Here is a 15,324-nt window from a genome sequence, read left to right as displayed (position 1 = left end):
GCTCACTGCTGCTCTCCCTTGCTCATGGTGGCCCCCTCCTGCGTCGGGGCCTCCCATTCGCCTGCATCATTGTTCGCTCGCTGCGCTCGCTCAGTCAGGGCGTGCGCCCTGGTCAGTGCGACGATGTCACCGGCGTCAGCGCCGAGCGACGCGCGCACGGTGCTGTCGCCCGAGTTCGTCGGCAGCCAGACCACGTGGTCGGGCATCGCCGTGATCGCGGCCGGCACGGTGATTGACCCGGTCTTCGTCGAGACGGTGATCGGCTCGCCCTCGGCCACCCCGGCACTGCGGGCCGTGGCCTGCGAGAGTCGAGCCACGGCCCGAGGGGCGGTGCCCGCGAGGTATGGCTCGCCGTCCTGCAGCACACCACGATCCAGCAGGTGGCTCCACGTGGCAAGGACCGCCTCGCCGATGAGCGGACGCGGCACGCCCTTCGACTTCACGCGGGGCCGCACGGCTCGGTCGCCCGTCCAGCCGCCGAGCTCGTCGATCTCCGCGCGGACCTGTTCGACGGTGCGGGTGCCGAGGAACTCGCCCATCTCACCGGCCAGCAGGTCGAGTGCACGGAAGTCGGAGAAGTACTGGCTCTCGATGGCTCGCTGGAAGGGACGCACGCGACCCTCCCAGTCGAGGAAGCTGCCGGCCTTCTCCTGCTGGGGTGCGACCGGGAGCACGACGTCGGCGTAGGCCTGCGTCGTGCTGTCGCGTGCCTCGACGGAGACCACGAACGCTCGCTGGAGGGCCGCAACCGCAGCGTCTCTGCTCGGCAGGTCGTCGAGGTCGACGCCGGCCACCAGCAGGCCCGACAGCTCACCGTCGCGGGCGGCCGCGAGCATGGCCGCGGTGTCCCGGCCCGGAGTGCCCGGCAGATCCTGAGCGCCCCATACCGTGCCGACCTCGTCGCGAGCCCTGACATCGGTGACCGAGCGGCCGCCGGGCAGTAGCCCAGGAAGGGCGCCGGCCTCGAGCGCGCCGCGCTCGCCGGCACGGCGCGGGATCCACGCGAGGCGTGCTCCCTTGGCCGCGGCCAGGGCGGACGCCGCGGAGAGCGCACCGGGCACCGTGGCCATCCGCTCACCGACCAGCACGATGCTTTCGGTGCCGATTGCGTCACTGAACTCGGTGAGCTCGCCGCCACCGCCGATCAGCGCATCAACGACTTCGGCCTCGGTGCCGGGCGCCGCCGCAATCAGCGAGCCACCCATCTTCTCCAGTCCGTGTGTCACGAATGGCGCGATGGCCATGACCTTGGTCCGGCCGTCGCGGTGCGCCTTTCGCAGCCGCAGGAAGACCATCGGCGACTCCTCTTCGGGCTCGAACCCGACGAGCAGGACGGAAGCCGCGGCCTCCAGGTCGCGGTAGGTCACCGCACGGGCGCCGCCGTCACTGTCCGGGCCGGTCCCGACGACCGCGTGGGCCAGGAAGTCGGCCTCCTCGCGCGAGTGCGGACGTGACCGGAAGTCGATGTCGTTGGTGCCAAGGGCCAGTCGAGCAAACTTGCTGTAGGCGTAGGCGTCCTCGATGGTGATCCGGCCACCGGTCAGTACGCCGACACCCTGCGCGTCGCGCGCAGCCTGCAGTCCCTTCGCCGCGGCCGCCAGGGCCTCTGGCCAGGCGGCCACCTGCAGCTCACCGTGCTCATCGCGCACCAGCGGCAGTTGAAGACGCTTGGTCGTCGCGTAGGTGAACGCCCAGCGACCCTTGTCGCAGTTCCACTCCTCGTTGACCTCCGGCGCCTCCAGCGCCATCCGGCGCAGCACCACACCGCGGCGGTGGTCGGTGCGCTGCGCGCACCCGCTGGCGCAGTGCTCACACACGCTCGGTGTGGACACCAGGTCGAACGGCCGGGACCGGAAGCGGTAGGCCGCGCCGGTCAGCGCCCCGACCGGGCAGATCTGCACCGTGTTGCCCGAGAAGTAGGACTGGAACGGCTTCTCTTCATAGATGCCGACCTGCTGCAGGGCACCGCGCTCGAGCAGAGCGATGAACGGGTCACCGGCGATCTGCTCGGAGAACCTGGTGCACCGTGCGCACAGGACGCAGCGCTCCCGGTCCAGCAGCACCTGGGAGGAGATGTTGATCGGCTTCGGGAAGGTCCGCTTGACGTCCTCGAACCGGCTCTTCGGCCGACCGTTGGACATCGCCTGGTTCTGCAGCGGGCACTCGCCGCCCTTGTCACAGACCGGGCAGTCCAGCGGGTGGTTGATCAGCAGAAACTCCATCTGACCGTGCTGCGCCTTGTCGGCGACGGCCGAGGTGAGCTGCGTCTTGACCTGCATACCCTCGCCGACGGCAAGGGTGCAGGAGGCCTGCGGCTTCGGCATTGGTCGGCCGTTGCCGCCGTCCGGCACCTCGACGAGGCACTGCCGGCAGGCGCCGACCGGGTCCAGCAGCGGGTGGTCGCAGAAGCGTGGGATCTGGATGCCGATCTGCTCAGCGGCGCGGATGACCAGGGTGCCCTTGGGCACGCTGGTCTCGACCCCGTCGATCGTCAGGGTGACCAGGTCCTCCGCAGGGGGCGCCTTCGGTGCGTCCTTGGCGGCCGAGTCGCCGCCGGAGGACGATGAGGTGACAGTCGTCATGCTGAGACAGTCTCCTTGTTCGCTACAGGAAAGAGGGCCGATCGCTCGGGCGGGTAGGCCTCCCACCACGGGGTGTGCATCCCGAGCTCGAACTCCTCACGGAAGTACTGGATCGCCGAGGTGACCGGGCTGGTGGCCCCGTCGCCGAGCGCGCAGAACGCGCGACCCAGGATGTTGTCGCAGATGTCGAGCAGCTTGTCGACGTCGTCCTGCGTGCCCTGGCCCTCCTCCAGCCGGGTCATGATCTGCTTCAGCCAGAACGTGCCCTCGCGGCACGGTGTGCACTTGCCGCAGGACTCGTGGGCGTAGAAGTCGGTCCAGCGCGCTACGGCGTGCACCACCGACACGGTCTCGTCGAAGATCTGCAGGGCACGGGTGCCCAGCATCGACCCGGCCGCGGCCACCGACTCGAAGTCCAGCGGCACGTCCCAGTGCTCGTCGGTGAAGATCGGCGTGGAGGATCCACCGGGGGTCCAGAACTTCAGCTGATGCCCCTCGCGGATACCGCCCGCCATGTCGACCAGCTCGCGCAGCGTGATGCCCAGCGGCGCTTCATACTGACCGGGACGCGTGACGTGACCCGACAGGCTGAAGATGCCAAAGCCCTGCGACTTCTCGGTGCCCATGCCGGCGAACCAGTCCGCGCCGTTGCCGACGATCGAGGGAACCGAGGCAATCGACTCGACGTTGTTCACCACTGTCGGCCTGGCATACAGGCCCTCGACCGCAGGAAAGGGCGGCTTGAGCCGCGGCTGGCCGCGGCGACCCTCGAGCGAGTCGAGCAGCGCCGTCTCCTCGCCGCACTCGTAGGCGCCGGCGCCGGCGTGCACCGTCACGTCGAGGTCGAATCCGGTCCCGTGGATGTTCTTGCCCAGGTGGCCCGCGTCATACGCCTCCTGAACCGCGTTCATCAGTCGCCGGTAGACGTGCACGACCTCGCCGCGCAGGTAGATGAACGCGTGGTTGCAGCCGATCGCGAACGACGTGATGATGGCGCCCTCGACCAGGAGATGCGGTGCGGCCATCATCAGCGGGATGTCCTTGCAGGTGCCCGGCTCCGACTCGTCGGCATTGACCACCAGGTAGCGGGGGCCGCCGTCGGGCTTGGGCAGGAACGACCACTTGAGGCCGGTGGGGAACCCGGCGCCGCCACGGCCCCGCAGCCCGGAGGACTTCACCTGCTCGACGAGGTCCGCCGGCTCGGTCTCGAAGGCCGTGCCGAGCGCCTGGTAGCCGTCGTACCTGAGGTACGTCTCAAGCGTCCAGCTCTGCGGCTCGTCCCAGAACCTGGTGAGGACCGGTGTGAGGGTGGTCATTCGTTCGCCTCTCCACTGGAGCTGTGCGGGTGGCCGGTATGCGGGCCGCCCGGCTCGTCGGTCAGTGCGCTCGCCTGGTCCTGATCGGTCGGCTGGGCGCCGGGCGCGCGCCAGTCGTTCTGCTTGGCCAGCGCCAGGCCCTCGATGGACGGACCGCCGGCGCCCAGGCCCTCATTCGCCCGACCGTCGGGGAACCCCGCGAGCACTCGCTCGACGTGCTTGAACTTGCAGACCGTGGCCGCGCCGCGCGACGGCGCCACGTCCTTGCCGGCCCGCAGGTCGTCGGTGAGCGCACAGGCCGACTCCGGAGTCTGGTTGTCGAAAAACTCCCAGTTGGCCATCACGACCGGTGCGTAGTCGCAGCCGGCGTTGCACTCGACCCGCTCCAGGGTGATCTTGCCGTCCGGGGTCGTCTCGTCGTGCCCGATCCCCAGGTGCTCGGAGAGCCGGTCGTAGATCAGGTCGCCGCCCATGATCGCGCACAGCGTGTTGGTGCAGACACCGACCGTGTACTCACCGTTGGGGTGCCGCTTGTACTGGGTGTAGAACGTTGCGACACCGCTGACCTCGGCCTCGGAGAGGTCCAGCAGCTCGGCGCAGAGGCGCACTCCGCGACCGGTGACATAGCCGTCGACGCTCTGCACCAGGTGCAGGATCGGCAGCAGCGCCGACCGCTTCACGGGGTAGCGGGCGAGGATCTCCGCGCAGTCCCTGTGCAGCGACTCCAACTGCTCCGCCGTGTAGGGCTCATCACTGGCGTGCAGCGGTGTCGGCGGGTGCAGGATCGCATCCGATGCGTGCGGGTGCTTCTCCGCATGGACATGAATCATGTTGTCTGTCATCGATCAACGCCTCCCATGACGGGGTCGATGGAGGCCACCGCGATGATGACGTCGGCGACGCTGCCGCCCTCTGACATCGCCGCAACGGCCTGCAGGTTGTTGAATGACGGGTCCCGGAAGTGCGCACGATAGGGGCGCGTGCCGCCGTCGGACACCACATGGCAGCCGAGCTCGCCCTTGGGACTCTCGATGGCGACATACGCCTGGCCCGGTGGGACCCGGAACCCCTCGGTCACCAGCTTGAAGTGGTGGATGAGCGACTCCATCGACTCACCCATGATCTCGCGGATGTGGTCCAGGCTGTTGCCCTGACCGTCGCCGCCGACGGACATCTGAGCCGGCCAGGCGATCTTCTTGTCCTCGACCATGACCGGTCCGGGGTTCTTGTCCAGCCGCTCGATGCACTGGTCGACGATCTTCAACGACTCGTGGATCTCGTCCAGCCGGTTGCGCAGCTTCGCGTAGGAGTCGCAGGTGTCCCGGGTGATCACCTCGAAGTCGTAGGTCTCGTAACCGCAGTACGGGTCGGCCTTGCGCAGGTCGTAGGGCAGGCCGGCCGATCGCAGGATCGGGCCGGTGGCGCCGAGCGCGATGCAACCGGTCAGGTCCAGGTAGCCGACGTCGACCGTGCGCGCCTTCAGGATCGGGTTCTCGTTGAGGAGGTCCTCGATCTCCTTGGTGCCCTTGTGCACCAGCGGCACCATCTCGCGCACCTTGTCGATGCAACCCGCCGGAATGTCCTGCGCCACCCCGCCGGGGCGGATGTAGTTGTTGTTCATTCGCAGGCCGCTGACCATCTCGAAGACCTCGAGGATCCGCTCACGCTCCCGGAACCCGATGGTCATGACGGTGGTGGCGCCCATCTCCATACCGCCGGTGGCAATCGCCACCAGATGGGATGCCGCTCGGTTGAGCTCCATCATCAGCACCCGGATGACGTTGGCCCGCTCCGGGATCTGGTCGGTGATGCCGAGCGCCTTCTCCACGGCCAGGCAGTAGACGGCCTCGTTGAACAATGGCATGACGTAGTCCATGCGCGTGCAGAAAGTCACGCCCTGGGTCCAGGTGCGGAACTCCATGTTCTTCTCGATGCCGGTGTGCAGGTAGCCGATACCGGCCCGCGCCTCGGTCACGGTTTCGCCGTCGAGCTCGAGGATCAGTCGGAGCACACCATGGGTCGAGGGGTGCTGCGGACCCATGTTGACCACGATGCGCTCCTCGTGCATCGCGGCCGCCTCGTCGACCAGGTCGTCCCAGTCGCCGCCCACGGCATTGAGCACGGGGGTGTCGGCGTCGACATCTCCCGGGGTCGAGGCACCGAACGCATCCGACCCCGCGGTGTGCGCAGAGTTCGTGTGTGTCGTCATTAGTTGTACGACCTCCGATCGTCCGGCGGCGGAATAGTCGCGCCCTTGTACTCCACCGGGATGCCTCCGAGCGGGTAGTCCTTGCGCTGCGGGTGACCGGGCCAGTCGTCCGGCATCAGGATTCTGGTCAGCGACGGATGCCCGTCGAACTGGATCCCGAACATGTCCCAGGTCTCGCGCTCGTGCCAGTCGGCCCCCGGGTAGGTCTCCACCACGCTAGGGATGTGCGGATCCCCTTCAGGAGCGGTGACCTCCAAGCGAATTCGCTTGCTGCCGTTGGTAATCGACAGCAGGTGGTAGAGCACGTGCAGCTCGCGACCGGTCTCCTGCGGGTAGTGGACACCCGACACGCTCATGCACAGCTCGAATCGCAGACTCGGGTCGTCGCGCATGACTCGGGCCACCCGGGCAATGTGCTCGCGAGCCACGAAGATCGTCATCTCGCGGTTGTGCACGACCACGCGCTCGACCGCGTCGTCGTAGGTAAGGTCACCGCTGCGCTCCAACGACGACTCGAGGTCGTCCGCGAGCTGGTCGAAGTAGGAGCCGTAGGGACGCTCGGCCGCTCCCGGGAACAGGATCGGTCGGTTCAACCCGCCGTAACCGCTCGTGTCGTTGCCGAGCGACGAACCGAACAGGCCCTTCTTGGTGGCCACGACCACCGGCTCGTGGGACTGCCCTGCCGGGACGACACCCGTCCCCTGCTCGTGAGTCTCCTGTCCGGAGTTCTCGTCGGGCGTCGGCTTCAATTCCTCATTCACGCGAGTAGTCCCTTCATCGCGTGAGTCGGCGTCGCCTTGAGCGCGGCCGCCTCGGCGGCACGGGCCGCCTCCTGCCGGTTCACGCCGAGCTTGGTGTTCTGGATCTGGTCATGCAGCTCGAGGATCGCGTTCAGCAGCATCTGCGGTCGCGGCGGGCAGCCGGGCAGGTAGATGTCGACCGGGATGATGTGGTCGACCCCCTGCACAATCGCGTAGTTGTTGAACATCCCGCCGGAGCTGGCGCACACGCCCATCGAGATGACCCACTTCGGTTCGGGCATCTGGTCGTAGACCTGCCGGACGACCGGCGCCATCTTCTGGCTGACCCGGCCGGCCACGATCATCAGGTCGGCCTGACGCGGCGTGGCGCTGAACCGCTCCATACCGAACCGGGCGATGTCGTAGTCCGGTGTGCCGACGGCCATCATCTCGATGGCGCAGCACGCCAGCCCGAACGTTGCCGGCCAGACGGAGTACTTGCGCATGTAGCCCGCGACGTTCTCGACCGTGCTGAGCAGGAACCCAGCCGGGAGCTTCTCTTCGATACCCATCTATGCCTCGCTTGACTTGATGCCGACCGGTGCCGTTGACCTCGTCAGTCCCATTCCAGGCCCCCTCGACGCCATACATAGGCGTAGGCGATGAAGACGGTCACGACGAACAGGACCATCTCCACGAGGGCGAACAGACCCATCCGGTCGAACGACACGGCGAACGGATAGAGGAACACCGACTCGATGTCGAACACGATGAACAGCATCGCGGTCAGGTAGTACTTGATCGGCACTCGGCCGCCACCTTCGGCATGCGGGCTCGGCTGGATTCCGCACTCGTAGGCGTCGGCCTTGGCCCGGTTGTAACGCTTGGGTCCCGCGATGGAGGCCGCAAAGACCGAGAACACCGCGAATGCAGCGCCGATCCCCGCAAAGAACAGCAACGGGGCATATGAGTAGTCCGGCCCGTTCATCGTCGCGACTCCTTCCGCGCACCTGCGGTGCGGCGCGCTCCCATGGTATTGGTCATGCGGCCGGGGCCATCCGCGACAGCGCGTGCAGCAGACGGTCATCCACTGCGCCACCGCGTCCATCACCCAGGTTCGCCATCACCTTGAGCAGGAACTTCATCATCGTCTGCCGTGGCAGTCCGTACTTCACGGCCAGCCGCATGACATCCGGGTTACCAATCATCTTGGCGAACATCCGCCCCAGTGTGTAGTAGCCACCGAGGGCATCCTTCATGACGCCAGGGTAGGACGCAAGGACACGCTCGCGTCCGGCGGCATCCCCGCGAGCGAACGCCTGGGCCACGACTTCCGCCGCCAGTCGGCCGGACTCCATGGCATACGCGATGCCCTCGCCGTTGAACGGGTTGACCATGCCGCCGGCGTCGCCGACGAGCAGCAGTCCCTTGTCGTAGTGCGGCTGCCGGTTGAACCCCATCGGCAGGGCGGCGCCGCGGATCGGGCCGGTGATGGTCTCCTCGTTGTACGTCCACTCCTGCGGCATCGTGGCGACCCACTGCCGCATGACGTCCTTGTAGTCGGTCTTGCCGAAGGCGGACGAGGTGTTCAGGATGCCGAGGCCCACGTTGCTGGTGCCGTCTCCGACACCGAAGATCCAGCCGTAGCCGGGCAGCAGCACGCGCTTACCCGCTGCGTCCTTACTCCACAGTTCCAGCCAGGACTCGAGGTAGTCGTCGTCATGCCGGGGGCTGGTGTAGTAGGCACGGACGGCCACGCCCATCGGGCGGTCCTCGCGCTTCTCCCGCCCCATCGACAGGGACAGCCGCGAGGAGTTGCCGTCGGCCGCGATGACCAGCGGAGCGGTGTATCGCAGACGCTTGCCGGTCGCGCGCCCGTCCTGACCCATCTCCTTGGCCTCGACACCGGTGATGTTTCCGGTGGCATCGTCGACAATGGGTGTCGTCACGTTGCAGCCCTGCCGTAGTCGGGCGCCGTGCTTGACGGCGTGCCTGGCCAGGATGTCGTCGAAGTCCTGTCGGGTGCGCACCAGTCCGTAGGGCGGGAAACTGGCCACGTCCGGCCAGTCCAGCTGCAACCGCATACCGCCGCCGATGATCCGCAGGCCCTTGTTCTTGATCCAGCCGTCGTCCTCGGGCGTGGGAACGCCGAGGCTGATCAGCTCACGGACCGCCCGCGGGGTCAGTCCGTCGCCGCAGACCTTCTCTCGGGGGAAGCGCGTCTTCTCCAGCAGCAGGACGTCCAGTCCGGACATTGCCAGGTATGCCGCAGTGGCGGACCCGCCGGGACCGGCTCCGACGATGATGACGTCGGCGGTCTCCTCCGCTTCGGCGATTGATGCCACCTGGCTCACAGTGTGTTCCTTAAGCTTGTGAAGGCATTCACTAACCACGGCACTCTACGGCTTAGGCCTTTGCCGGACCCACTTAGGCACTCCTTACTTCGATCGCCTTGGTCGCTCTGTGCAGTGCGACGATGCCGCCCGACAGATTGCGCCACTCGACGCCTCTCCAGCCGGCGCGCTGCAACCACGACGACAGGCCCTGCTGGTCCGGCCAGGCCTGGATGGACTCGGCGAGATAGACATACGACTCGGCGTTCGAGCCGACTCGACGGGCGACCTTCGGCAGTGCCTGCATGAGGTACTCCGAGTAGACCTTGCGGAACGCTCTGTTGACGGGCTTCGAGAACTCGCAGACCACCAGTTGCCCACCCGGCCTGGTGACTCGGTGGAACTCCCGCAACGCCTGCACGGGGTCCAGCACGTTGCGCAGCCCGAACGACATCGTCACCGCGTCGAACACTCCGTCCGCGAACGGCAGCGACATCGCATCGGCGGCCGTGAACGCCAGATCCGGCCGGCGCACCTTGCCCTTACGCAGCATCCCCTGCGAGAAGTCCGCCGGAACGACCCGCGCTCCGCGATCGGCGAACGGCTCACTGCTCGTCCCGGTGCCGGCCGCAATGTCGAGCACCACGTCGCCGGGTGCCGGCTGCACCGCCTCCAGCACCAGCCGGCGCCAACGGCGATCCTGTCCCATCGAGAGGACATCGTTGGTGAGGTCATACCTGGCAGCCACCCCGTCGAACATTCGGGCGACGTCGGTGGGGCGTTTCTCGAGGCTGGCGCGGTTCATGCGCCCATCGTCCCGTACGCCCTGCTCCCGCCGCGCGAGGGCCTCCCCCGCCCCTCCCCCGGTCCCGCGACTACTCTTGTAGGCCATGACCCTTCCCCTGGTCGACGACGCGCCCGGCACACCCTCGCTGGTCGCCCGCACCACCGCAATCCCCGACCCCGGCGATCTGGCTGCCCTGGTGCCCGCCGACGTCCCCGCTCGCGACGTCGTCTCCTGGCTACGCGACGGCGACGGCCTGATCGGTTGGGGGCGCGCCGCCAGCGTGCGCACCACCGGCGAAGACCGGTTCGAGGACGCCGAGGCCTGGTGGCGCCAGGTGTCCGCGCAGGCCGTGTGCCGCACAGACGTCGATGTGCCCGGAAGCGGCCCCATCGCGTTCGGCTCGTTCGCGTTCAGCCCGCACTCCGATGCGGGGGCGGCCCTCGTCATACCGGCCGTGGTCGTCGGACGACGTGATGGCGTCAGCTGGGTGACGCACATCAGCCCGGCCGGGCGGCTGTCGCCTGCGCCACGAATCGTGCCCACCCCGGCGGCGAGTGCGCCCGGCGAGCTGGCCTACAGCGACGGCGCACTGACCGGCCCACAATGGACCACCGCGATCGCCCGCACGGTCGAGCTGATCCAGGCCGGCGACGTGGACAAGGTCGTCATGGCGCGCGACGTCCAGGTCGAGGCGGCCGCACCGATCGGCCCCCAATGGCTCGTGCAGCGGTTGTCCGAGCAGTACGCGAACACGTGGACCTTCAGCGTCGACGGCCTGATCGGCGCGACCCCGGAGATGCTGGTGCGCCGGGAGAAGGGCCTGGTGATGTCTCGCATCCTGGCGGGAACGATCCAACGCACCGGCAACGACGAGCGCGACCTGGCCCTGGCCGGGTCGCTGGCTCGCTCATCCAAGGACCTCGAGGAGCACGAGTATGCCGTGCGCTCGGTTGCCGATGCGCTGCGCCCGCACTGCACGTCGATGAACGTGCCGGAGTCGCCGTTCGTCCTGCACCTGCCCAACGTCATGCACTTGGCGACGGATGTCGCCGGTGTGCTGGACGACCGGGCCAGCTCGCTGAAGCTCGCCGCCGCGCTGCATCCGTCCGCCGCGGTGTGCGGGACCCCGACCGCCGCGGCCGCCGCGGTGATCGAGGAGCTCGAGCACATGGACCGTGGGCGCTATGCGGGCCCGGTCGGCTGGATGGACACCGCAGGCGACGGCGAGTGGGGTATTGCGCTGCGGTGCGGCGCCCTCGACCCGCACGACACGCGGCACATCACGATCTTCGCCGGGTGCGGCGTTGTTGCCGGGTCCGAGCCGGACGCCGAGCTCGCCGAGTCCGAGGCCAAGTTGCTCCCGATGCGCGACGCCCTCACCAGCGACTGACCCAACCGCGCGAGCGCGAACCCGCACGGCCAGGCAGTCCGCGCAGCCATTTGTTGATTCTCGGTGGACGTATGGCGTCGGCGACCGGGCCATTCTCATCCGAGCTCGACGGCCCGGCACCACCGGAACCCGCTTCAAAGTGGGCACGCGTCGGGCGTTGTGGCTCTTGGACCACGAACGGTGGCTGGAGAACAGTTTCACGCAGCCGGTGAGGCGCTCAGGGGCGAAGACGCCAACGCAGGGCCCGAAGCCTGGTGATCCGCGGAGCCGTGTACCGGATCGACCTTGACCGGCCCCGCGGTCTTGAGCAAGTGGACAGCGTCTGGGTCTGATGATCTCTCCGTCGAACTCACCACTGCCGGTCCTGACCGTGATCCCGACATCGACGTCGACCGGCCGTCCATCCACCGTCCAGAGCCGGAGATCACCGGTCGGCCAGCGCATGCTGATTGACCAGGTCCGCTCGATCGACACCGTCTCTGTCGTGGGAGGCGCGGTCGACTACCTGACCCGAGACGAGTTGGTCAACGTGGAGCTGTCGAGAGCCGGTCCAGTTTGATCGCGACGCGCGGTGAAGATCGGACGAATCCGATGTCGCCAAGTTGGTTGTGCAATGTTCATAGATCGCAGGACAGTAGATGTCCCGTAGCACATCCCCGTCCCGGCGACACGTCCCATCAGCTATCGGGACGGCCATCGGCAGGTCGCGTTTGCGCACCGCCGCGACCTGCGCATTCACCGCAGACCGTTCGTATTAGGGGACGCGAGGCGGCTATATGCGTAGTCGCGCGGCCGGGCGATCCGATTGCGCAAGCGTACGTAATAACGTACGCTTCAAATGGAGGTGGTTCACGATGACTGCTATCAGCGCAACCGCTGCACGCTCGAACCTGTACAACCTGATCGACCAGGTGAACGAAGAGTCCCAACCACTGACGATCACCGGCCAGCGCGGCAACGCGGTCCTCATCGGTGAGGACGACTGGCGGGCGATCCAGGAGACCTTGCTCCTTGAGTCGGTGCCCGGCTTGACCGAGTCCATCCGACAGGCCCGCGAAGAGGGCGTCGAGGCCGGATCTGCGGAACTGGATTGGTGAGCCACTGGACGCTGGTCTATTCGCGCCAGGCACAAAAGGACGCCAAGAAGCTCGCGGCATCGGGCCTCAAGCAACGGGCGCAACGGCTCCTGGACGTCATCACCGAGGACCCGTTCGCCACCCCGCCGCGCTACGAGAAGCTCGTGGGCAACCTGGCCGGATGCTATTCCCGGCGGATCAACATCCAGCACCGCCTGGTCTACGAGGTGCTCCCCGACGAGCACGTTGTTCACGTACTGCGAATGTGGACACACTATGAGTGAGCAGGGGCATCCATCGTCACCATCGACCGCTTACGGGACGAGATCCCAGCCGCTGCGCGGTTCACAGCACGCTGGACACGCGGATGAGCGCCGGATAGGTGTCCCCGGGCACGGAGCCGTCCCACGTGAGGACTATTGCGAGCGCTCTGGCGGTCTTGGCTGTGTCGCTGGCTCAGCCGGTCAGGCCGAGCAGTGGTTGGCCTGAGGTGGTTTGTACTTGCATGTCGGCGATGTCCGCGCGGGTCCAGGAGGTAGCCCCGGTGATGGTGATCGTCTTGCCCGGGACGGCCCGCCAGGTCGCTAGGCGTTGGGTCCTGCCGGTGGTAGATCGCAGCATCAACTGGTACTCCGGCGGCTGGTACTCCGGTTGCTCGCCGACGCTGCTCGCTGGCGGGATCATGTCGGCGCTGGTGGGGTAGGTGCAGCGTAGCTCCAGTCTGCTTCCCCAGGCGACGTCCTGCACGCTAAGACTGGCGCGCAGCCCGGTGGGCGCCAGCACGGTCATTGACCGGGCCTGCGTGCTGTGCGCCGGCGTCGTCCCGGTCGTGACGGAGGGAGGCAGCGCGTCGGTGCTGCCGGAGGGTGGGCCACCAGCCAGGGTGAGGCCGCCGACACTCAACACGGCAGCGGCAGCGGCAGCGGCAGCCGCGGTGAGCCACCGGCGGCGGCGCTGGCCGCGGCGGACCTGTCGGATGAGTGCGGGCAGCAGGGTGTCCGGTGCGGGTCCGGCCGGCCCGGCTTCGGCGACTGCCTCGGGGACGGTGGCCAGTAGCCCCGGCAGCCCGGCGAGATCGCGCACGGACTGCGCGCAGCGCGGGCAGCCCCGCAGGTGCAGCTCGAACTGGTGACGCTCCTGCACCGACAAGGCCCCCAGGACGTAGGCGCCGGCATCTTGGCTGAACTGGTCCAGCGGTGGGTTGGTGTTCACCGGGCCTCCCCCATCTCTTCCAGCGCGAGCCGAAGCGCGCGCAGCGCGTAGTGCGTGCGGGACTTCACGGTGCCCGTCGGCACGCCCAGACGGGCCGCGGCCTGGGCCACGGACTGCCCACGGTAGTAGCACTCGATCAGGATCTGGCGATGCTCGTGGGACAGCTGGTCGAGGGCCTCAGCGACGACCCAGGACTGCAGCAACCGATCGGTGTCCTCGACGCTGGAGTCCGGACGCGGCTCGGGCAGCTGGTCGGTCACCACCTCGCGGTGGGCCCGCTGGGTTCGCCACTGGTCGATGACGAGGTGCCGGGCAACGGTGAACAGCCACGCCCGCGCCGAGCGTTGGGACTGATCCAGCACCTTGGGGTGGCGCCAGGCTCGTAGCAATACCTCCTGGGTGACATCCTGGGCATAGGTGCGATCGCCGGTCAGTCGTACGCAGTAGGCCCACAGCGCATCGGCGTGCTGGTCGTGCAGGGCGCGCAGCAGGGTGTCCTGGTTGGTGTCGGTCATCGGTCACCTCCTTCAGCAGAGCTCCTGAATTGCCCCGGGCGGCAGGCCCCCACGAGGAGCAGGCACTACGGACACGACGTGAGCGGTTCGAGAGTTCACCCGGCCATGTGACGAAACCGCGTGGTCGGACGCAGCAGGCGGCATCACCGGCCGGGACCCGCCGCAGGGGCGCCCGGGGCTGCGTCGGCGCTTCTGTCGTTGCGACCAGCGGGGCCGGGGTCGTCCGGACCCGCTATGGGCGTCGGGTCGACGACAACGGCGACTGGCGGAACCGTCGAGTGTGGTGGCCACGCGCCAGGAGACGTCACGTCTCCGGTTGGCCGGTCGCGAGCTCGACGCCGGATCTCCGTCGGTTTGGCTCATCCGGGGCTGCTGACCGACCTGGTGGCGGGCCCGGTCTGGTCGATGCGGGCTGGCAGGTCGCGCAGGATGAGCAGCCGGTAGCCGCACAACAGCAGCAGGCAGGTCTGCACGAATAGAGACACCAGCCCGAGCGGTTCGCCCCAGTTGCCCACGTCCCCGGTATCAAACGGCACCGCGACCAGCCGAGTCAGCGAGTACCCGCCGGACGCGCCGGCCGCGGTCAGCCCGGCAGCGACCCACAGCACCCGGCGGTCGGCATGCACCAGGGCGGCGGCCACGACCACCGCGCCCGCAGTCAGCGCGATGAACATCGCGCACAAGACGGGCATCGGCCCGAACGCGCCCGGGATCTCGACCAGGTGGACCAGCGCGATGCCGGCCAGGGCCGCGATGGCCAGACCCCTGGTCAGCAGCCGTGCAGAGGTGGTGGTCGTGTGGTGCTGGTTCATGTGTTCCTCCGGGGGACTCGCCAAAAGGTGACGCACGAGGTACGTGGCTGCATCGCGTTCGGTTCACTCATCGCCGGGCACTCGGGAGGAGTGAACCGGCGGCTGCCCTAACACGTACCTACCAGCATCCCCCGTGGTCGCGGAAGGCAGAAAGCTCAAAGGACGTGGAGATGGTCATGCACACCAGGACACGGCATCGGCGCGGCGGCGCGGCCACGATCGGGGTGCTCGCGCTGACGCTGGCCGCCTGCGGCGCCGGCGCCGCTGGGCAGGCGGCAGGCACGCCGGAGGCGACCGCACCCGGCTCATACCAGCACCACCTGGCAGCGGCGCTGCCCTCGACACGCCGCGT

15 protein-coding genes are annotated in these 15,324 nt (G+C 68.0%); 3 read left to right on the top strand and 12 right to left on the bottom strand.

Annotated elements, in window-relative coordinates; translation table 11 throughout:
* Nucleotides 1–2: 2 nt before the first annotated feature.
* The 9 genes from FGL98_RS06015 to FGL98_RS05975 form a co-directional block, all read right to left on the bottom strand.
* On the bottom strand, nucleotides 3–2,582 hold the full coding sequence (locus FGL98_RS06015; protein ID WP_146315832.1) for an NADH-quinone oxidoreductase subunit G: 2,580 nt from the start codon (nucleotides 2,580–2,582) through the stop codon (nucleotides 3–5).
* Nucleotides 2,579–3,898: an NADH-quinone oxidoreductase subunit NuoF gene (gene nuoF / locus FGL98_RS06010; RefSeq protein ID WP_146315831.1), complete on the bottom strand. Its 1,320-nt coding sequence runs from the start codon at nucleotides 3,896–3,898 to the stop codon at nucleotides 2,579–2,581. Before nuoF ends, FGL98_RS06015 begins: the two co-directional genes overlap by 4 nt.
* Complete coding sequence (nuoE, locus tag FGL98_RS06005; RefSeq protein ID WP_246136396.1) at nucleotides 3,895–4,740, bottom strand: NADH-quinone oxidoreductase subunit NuoE; 846 nt, start codon at nucleotides 4,738–4,740, stop codon at nucleotides 3,895–3,897. The genes nuoF and nuoE overlap by 4 nt, the downstream gene beginning before the upstream one ends.
* Nucleotides 4,737–6,107: an NADH-quinone oxidoreductase subunit D gene (locus FGL98_RS06000; protein ID WP_146315830.1), complete on the bottom strand. Its 1,371-nt coding sequence runs from the start codon at nucleotides 6,105–6,107 to the stop codon at nucleotides 4,737–4,739. Before FGL98_RS06000 ends, nuoE begins: the two co-directional genes overlap by 4 nt.
* Complete coding sequence (locus FGL98_RS05995) at nucleotides 6,107–6,868, bottom strand: NADH-quinone oxidoreductase subunit C (RefSeq protein ID WP_246136395.1); 762 nt, start codon at nucleotides 6,866–6,868, stop codon at nucleotides 6,107–6,109. The genes FGL98_RS06000 and FGL98_RS05995 overlap by 1 nt, the downstream gene beginning before the upstream one ends.
* Nucleotides 6,865–7,419, bottom strand: a complete 555-nt coding sequence (locus FGL98_RS05990) for a NuoB/complex I 20 kDa subunit family protein (protein ID WP_146315829.1) — start codon at nucleotides 7,417–7,419, stop codon at nucleotides 6,865–6,867. The genes FGL98_RS05995 and FGL98_RS05990 overlap by 4 nt, the downstream gene beginning before the upstream one ends.
* A 44-nt stretch (nucleotides 7,420–7,463) precedes the next feature.
* Nucleotides 7,464–7,835, bottom strand: a complete 372-nt coding sequence (locus tag FGL98_RS05985; protein ID WP_146315828.1) for an NADH-quinone oxidoreductase subunit A — start codon at nucleotides 7,833–7,835, stop codon at nucleotides 7,464–7,466.
* A 52-nt stretch (nucleotides 7,836–7,887) separates the two neighbouring features.
* Entirely contained in the window at nucleotides 7,888–9,201 is a 1,314-nt protein-coding gene (locus FGL98_RS05980) for a geranylgeranyl reductase family protein (protein ID WP_246136394.1), read from the bottom strand.
* A 73-nt stretch (nucleotides 9,202–9,274) separates the two neighbouring features.
* On the bottom strand, nucleotides 9,275–9,985 hold the full coding sequence (locus tag FGL98_RS05975) for a demethylmenaquinone methyltransferase (RefSeq protein WP_146315827.1): 711 nt from the start codon (nucleotides 9,983–9,985) through the stop codon (nucleotides 9,275–9,277).
* Nucleotides 9,986–10,070: 85 nt separating this feature from the next.
* Here FGL98_RS05975 and FGL98_RS05970 point away from each other — a divergent pair, with 85 nt between their 5' ends.
* From FGL98_RS05970 to FGL98_RS05955, 3 genes are all read left to right on the top strand, one after another.
* On the top strand, nucleotides 10,071–11,357 hold the full coding sequence (locus tag FGL98_RS05970; protein WP_146315826.1) for an isochorismate synthase: 1,287 nt from the start codon (nucleotides 10,071–10,073) through the stop codon (nucleotides 11,355–11,357).
* 854 nt (nucleotides 11,358–12,211) lie between these two features.
* Nucleotides 12,212–12,454 carry a type II toxin-antitoxin system Phd/YefM family antitoxin gene (locus FGL98_RS05960; protein ID WP_146315825.1) on the top strand — a complete coding sequence of 81 codons (243 nt, stop codon included), beginning with the start codon at nucleotides 12,212–12,214 and terminating at the stop codon, nucleotides 12,452–12,454.
* On the top strand, nucleotides 12,451–12,717 hold the full coding sequence (locus tag FGL98_RS05955) for a Txe/YoeB family addiction module toxin (protein ID WP_146315824.1): 267 nt from the start codon (nucleotides 12,451–12,453) through the stop codon (nucleotides 12,715–12,717). Before FGL98_RS05960 ends, FGL98_RS05955 begins: the two co-directional genes overlap by 4 nt.
* Before the next feature lie 172 nt (nucleotides 12,718–12,889).
* On the opposite strand, the gene FGL98_RS05950 is transcribed toward FGL98_RS05955, so the two are convergent.
* The 3 genes from FGL98_RS05950 to FGL98_RS05940 all read right to left on the bottom strand — a co-directional run bounded on the left by FGL98_RS05950 (nucleotide 12,890) and on the right by FGL98_RS05940 (nucleotide 14,972).
* Nucleotides 12,890–13,645: an anti-sigma factor family protein gene (locus tag FGL98_RS05950; protein WP_146315823.1), complete on the bottom strand. Its 756-nt coding sequence runs from the start codon at nucleotides 13,643–13,645 to the stop codon at nucleotides 12,890–12,892.
* Entirely contained in the window at nucleotides 13,642–14,160 is a 519-nt protein-coding gene (locus FGL98_RS05945; protein ID WP_146315822.1) for a sigma-70 family RNA polymerase sigma factor, read from the bottom strand. Before FGL98_RS05945 ends, FGL98_RS05950 begins: the two co-directional genes overlap by 4 nt.
* Before the next feature lie 359 nt (nucleotides 14,161–14,519).
* Nucleotides 14,520–14,972, bottom strand: coding sequence for a hypothetical protein (locus FGL98_RS05940; RefSeq protein ID WP_146315821.1), 453 nt, complete (start codon nucleotides 14,970–14,972; stop codon nucleotides 14,520–14,522).
* Between the last annotated feature and the right edge of the window lie 352 nt (nucleotides 14,973–15,324).

Origin of the sequence: Leekyejoonella antrihumi (genome assembly GCF_007845645.1) — a bacterium.
Lineage (GTDB): Bacteria > Actinomycetota > Actinomycetes > Actinomycetales > Dermatophilaceae > Leekyejoonella > Leekyejoonella antrihumi.
This window is presented reverse-complemented; position numbering and strand designations above follow the sequence as displayed.

What these genes read in the sequence shown, in the direction of transcription:
- FGL98_RS05940 (WP_146315821.1), bottom strand. Translation starts at nt 14,972, where the DNA reads ATGAACCAGCACCACACGACCACCACCTCTGCACGGCTGCTGACCAGG.
- FGL98_RS05970 (WP_146315826.1), top strand. Translation starts at nt 10,071, where the DNA reads ATGACCCTTCCCCTGGTCGACGACGCGCCCGGCACACCCTCGCTGGTC.
- FGL98_RS05990 (WP_146315829.1), bottom strand. Translation starts at nt 7,419, where the DNA reads ATGGGTATCGAAGAGAAGCTCCCGGCTGGGTTCCTGCTCAGCACGGTC.
- nuoF (WP_146315831.1), bottom strand. Translation starts at nt 3,898, where the DNA reads ATGACCACCCTCACACCGGTCCTCACCAGGTTCTGGGACGAGCCGCAG.
- FGL98_RS06000 (WP_146315830.1), bottom strand. Translation starts at nt 6,107, where the DNA reads ATGACGACACACACGAACTCTGCGCACACCGCGGGGTCGGATGCGTTC.
- FGL98_RS06015 (WP_146315832.1), bottom strand. Translation starts at nt 2,582, where the DNA reads ATGACGACTGTCACCTCATCGTCCTCCGGCGGCGACTCGGCCGCCAAG.
- FGL98_RS05960 (WP_146315825.1), top strand. Translation starts at nt 12,212, where the DNA reads ATGACTGCTATCAGCGCAACCGCTGCACGCTCGAACCTGTACAACCTG.
- FGL98_RS05985 (WP_146315828.1), bottom strand. Translation starts at nt 7,835, where the DNA reads ATGAACGGGCCGGACTACTCATATGCCCCGTTGCTGTTCTTTGCGGGG.
- FGL98_RS05945 (WP_146315822.1), bottom strand. Translation starts at nt 14,160, where the DNA reads ATGACCGACACCAACCAGGACACCCTGCTGCGCGCCCTGCACGACCAG.
- FGL98_RS05975 (WP_146315827.1), bottom strand. Translation starts at nt 9,985, where the DNA reads ATGAACCGCGCCAGCCTCGAGAAACGCCCCACCGACGTCGCCCGAATG.
- nuoE (WP_246136396.1), bottom strand. Translation starts at nt 4,740, where the DNA reads ATGACAGACAACATGATTCATGTCCATGCGGAGAAGCACCCGCACGCA.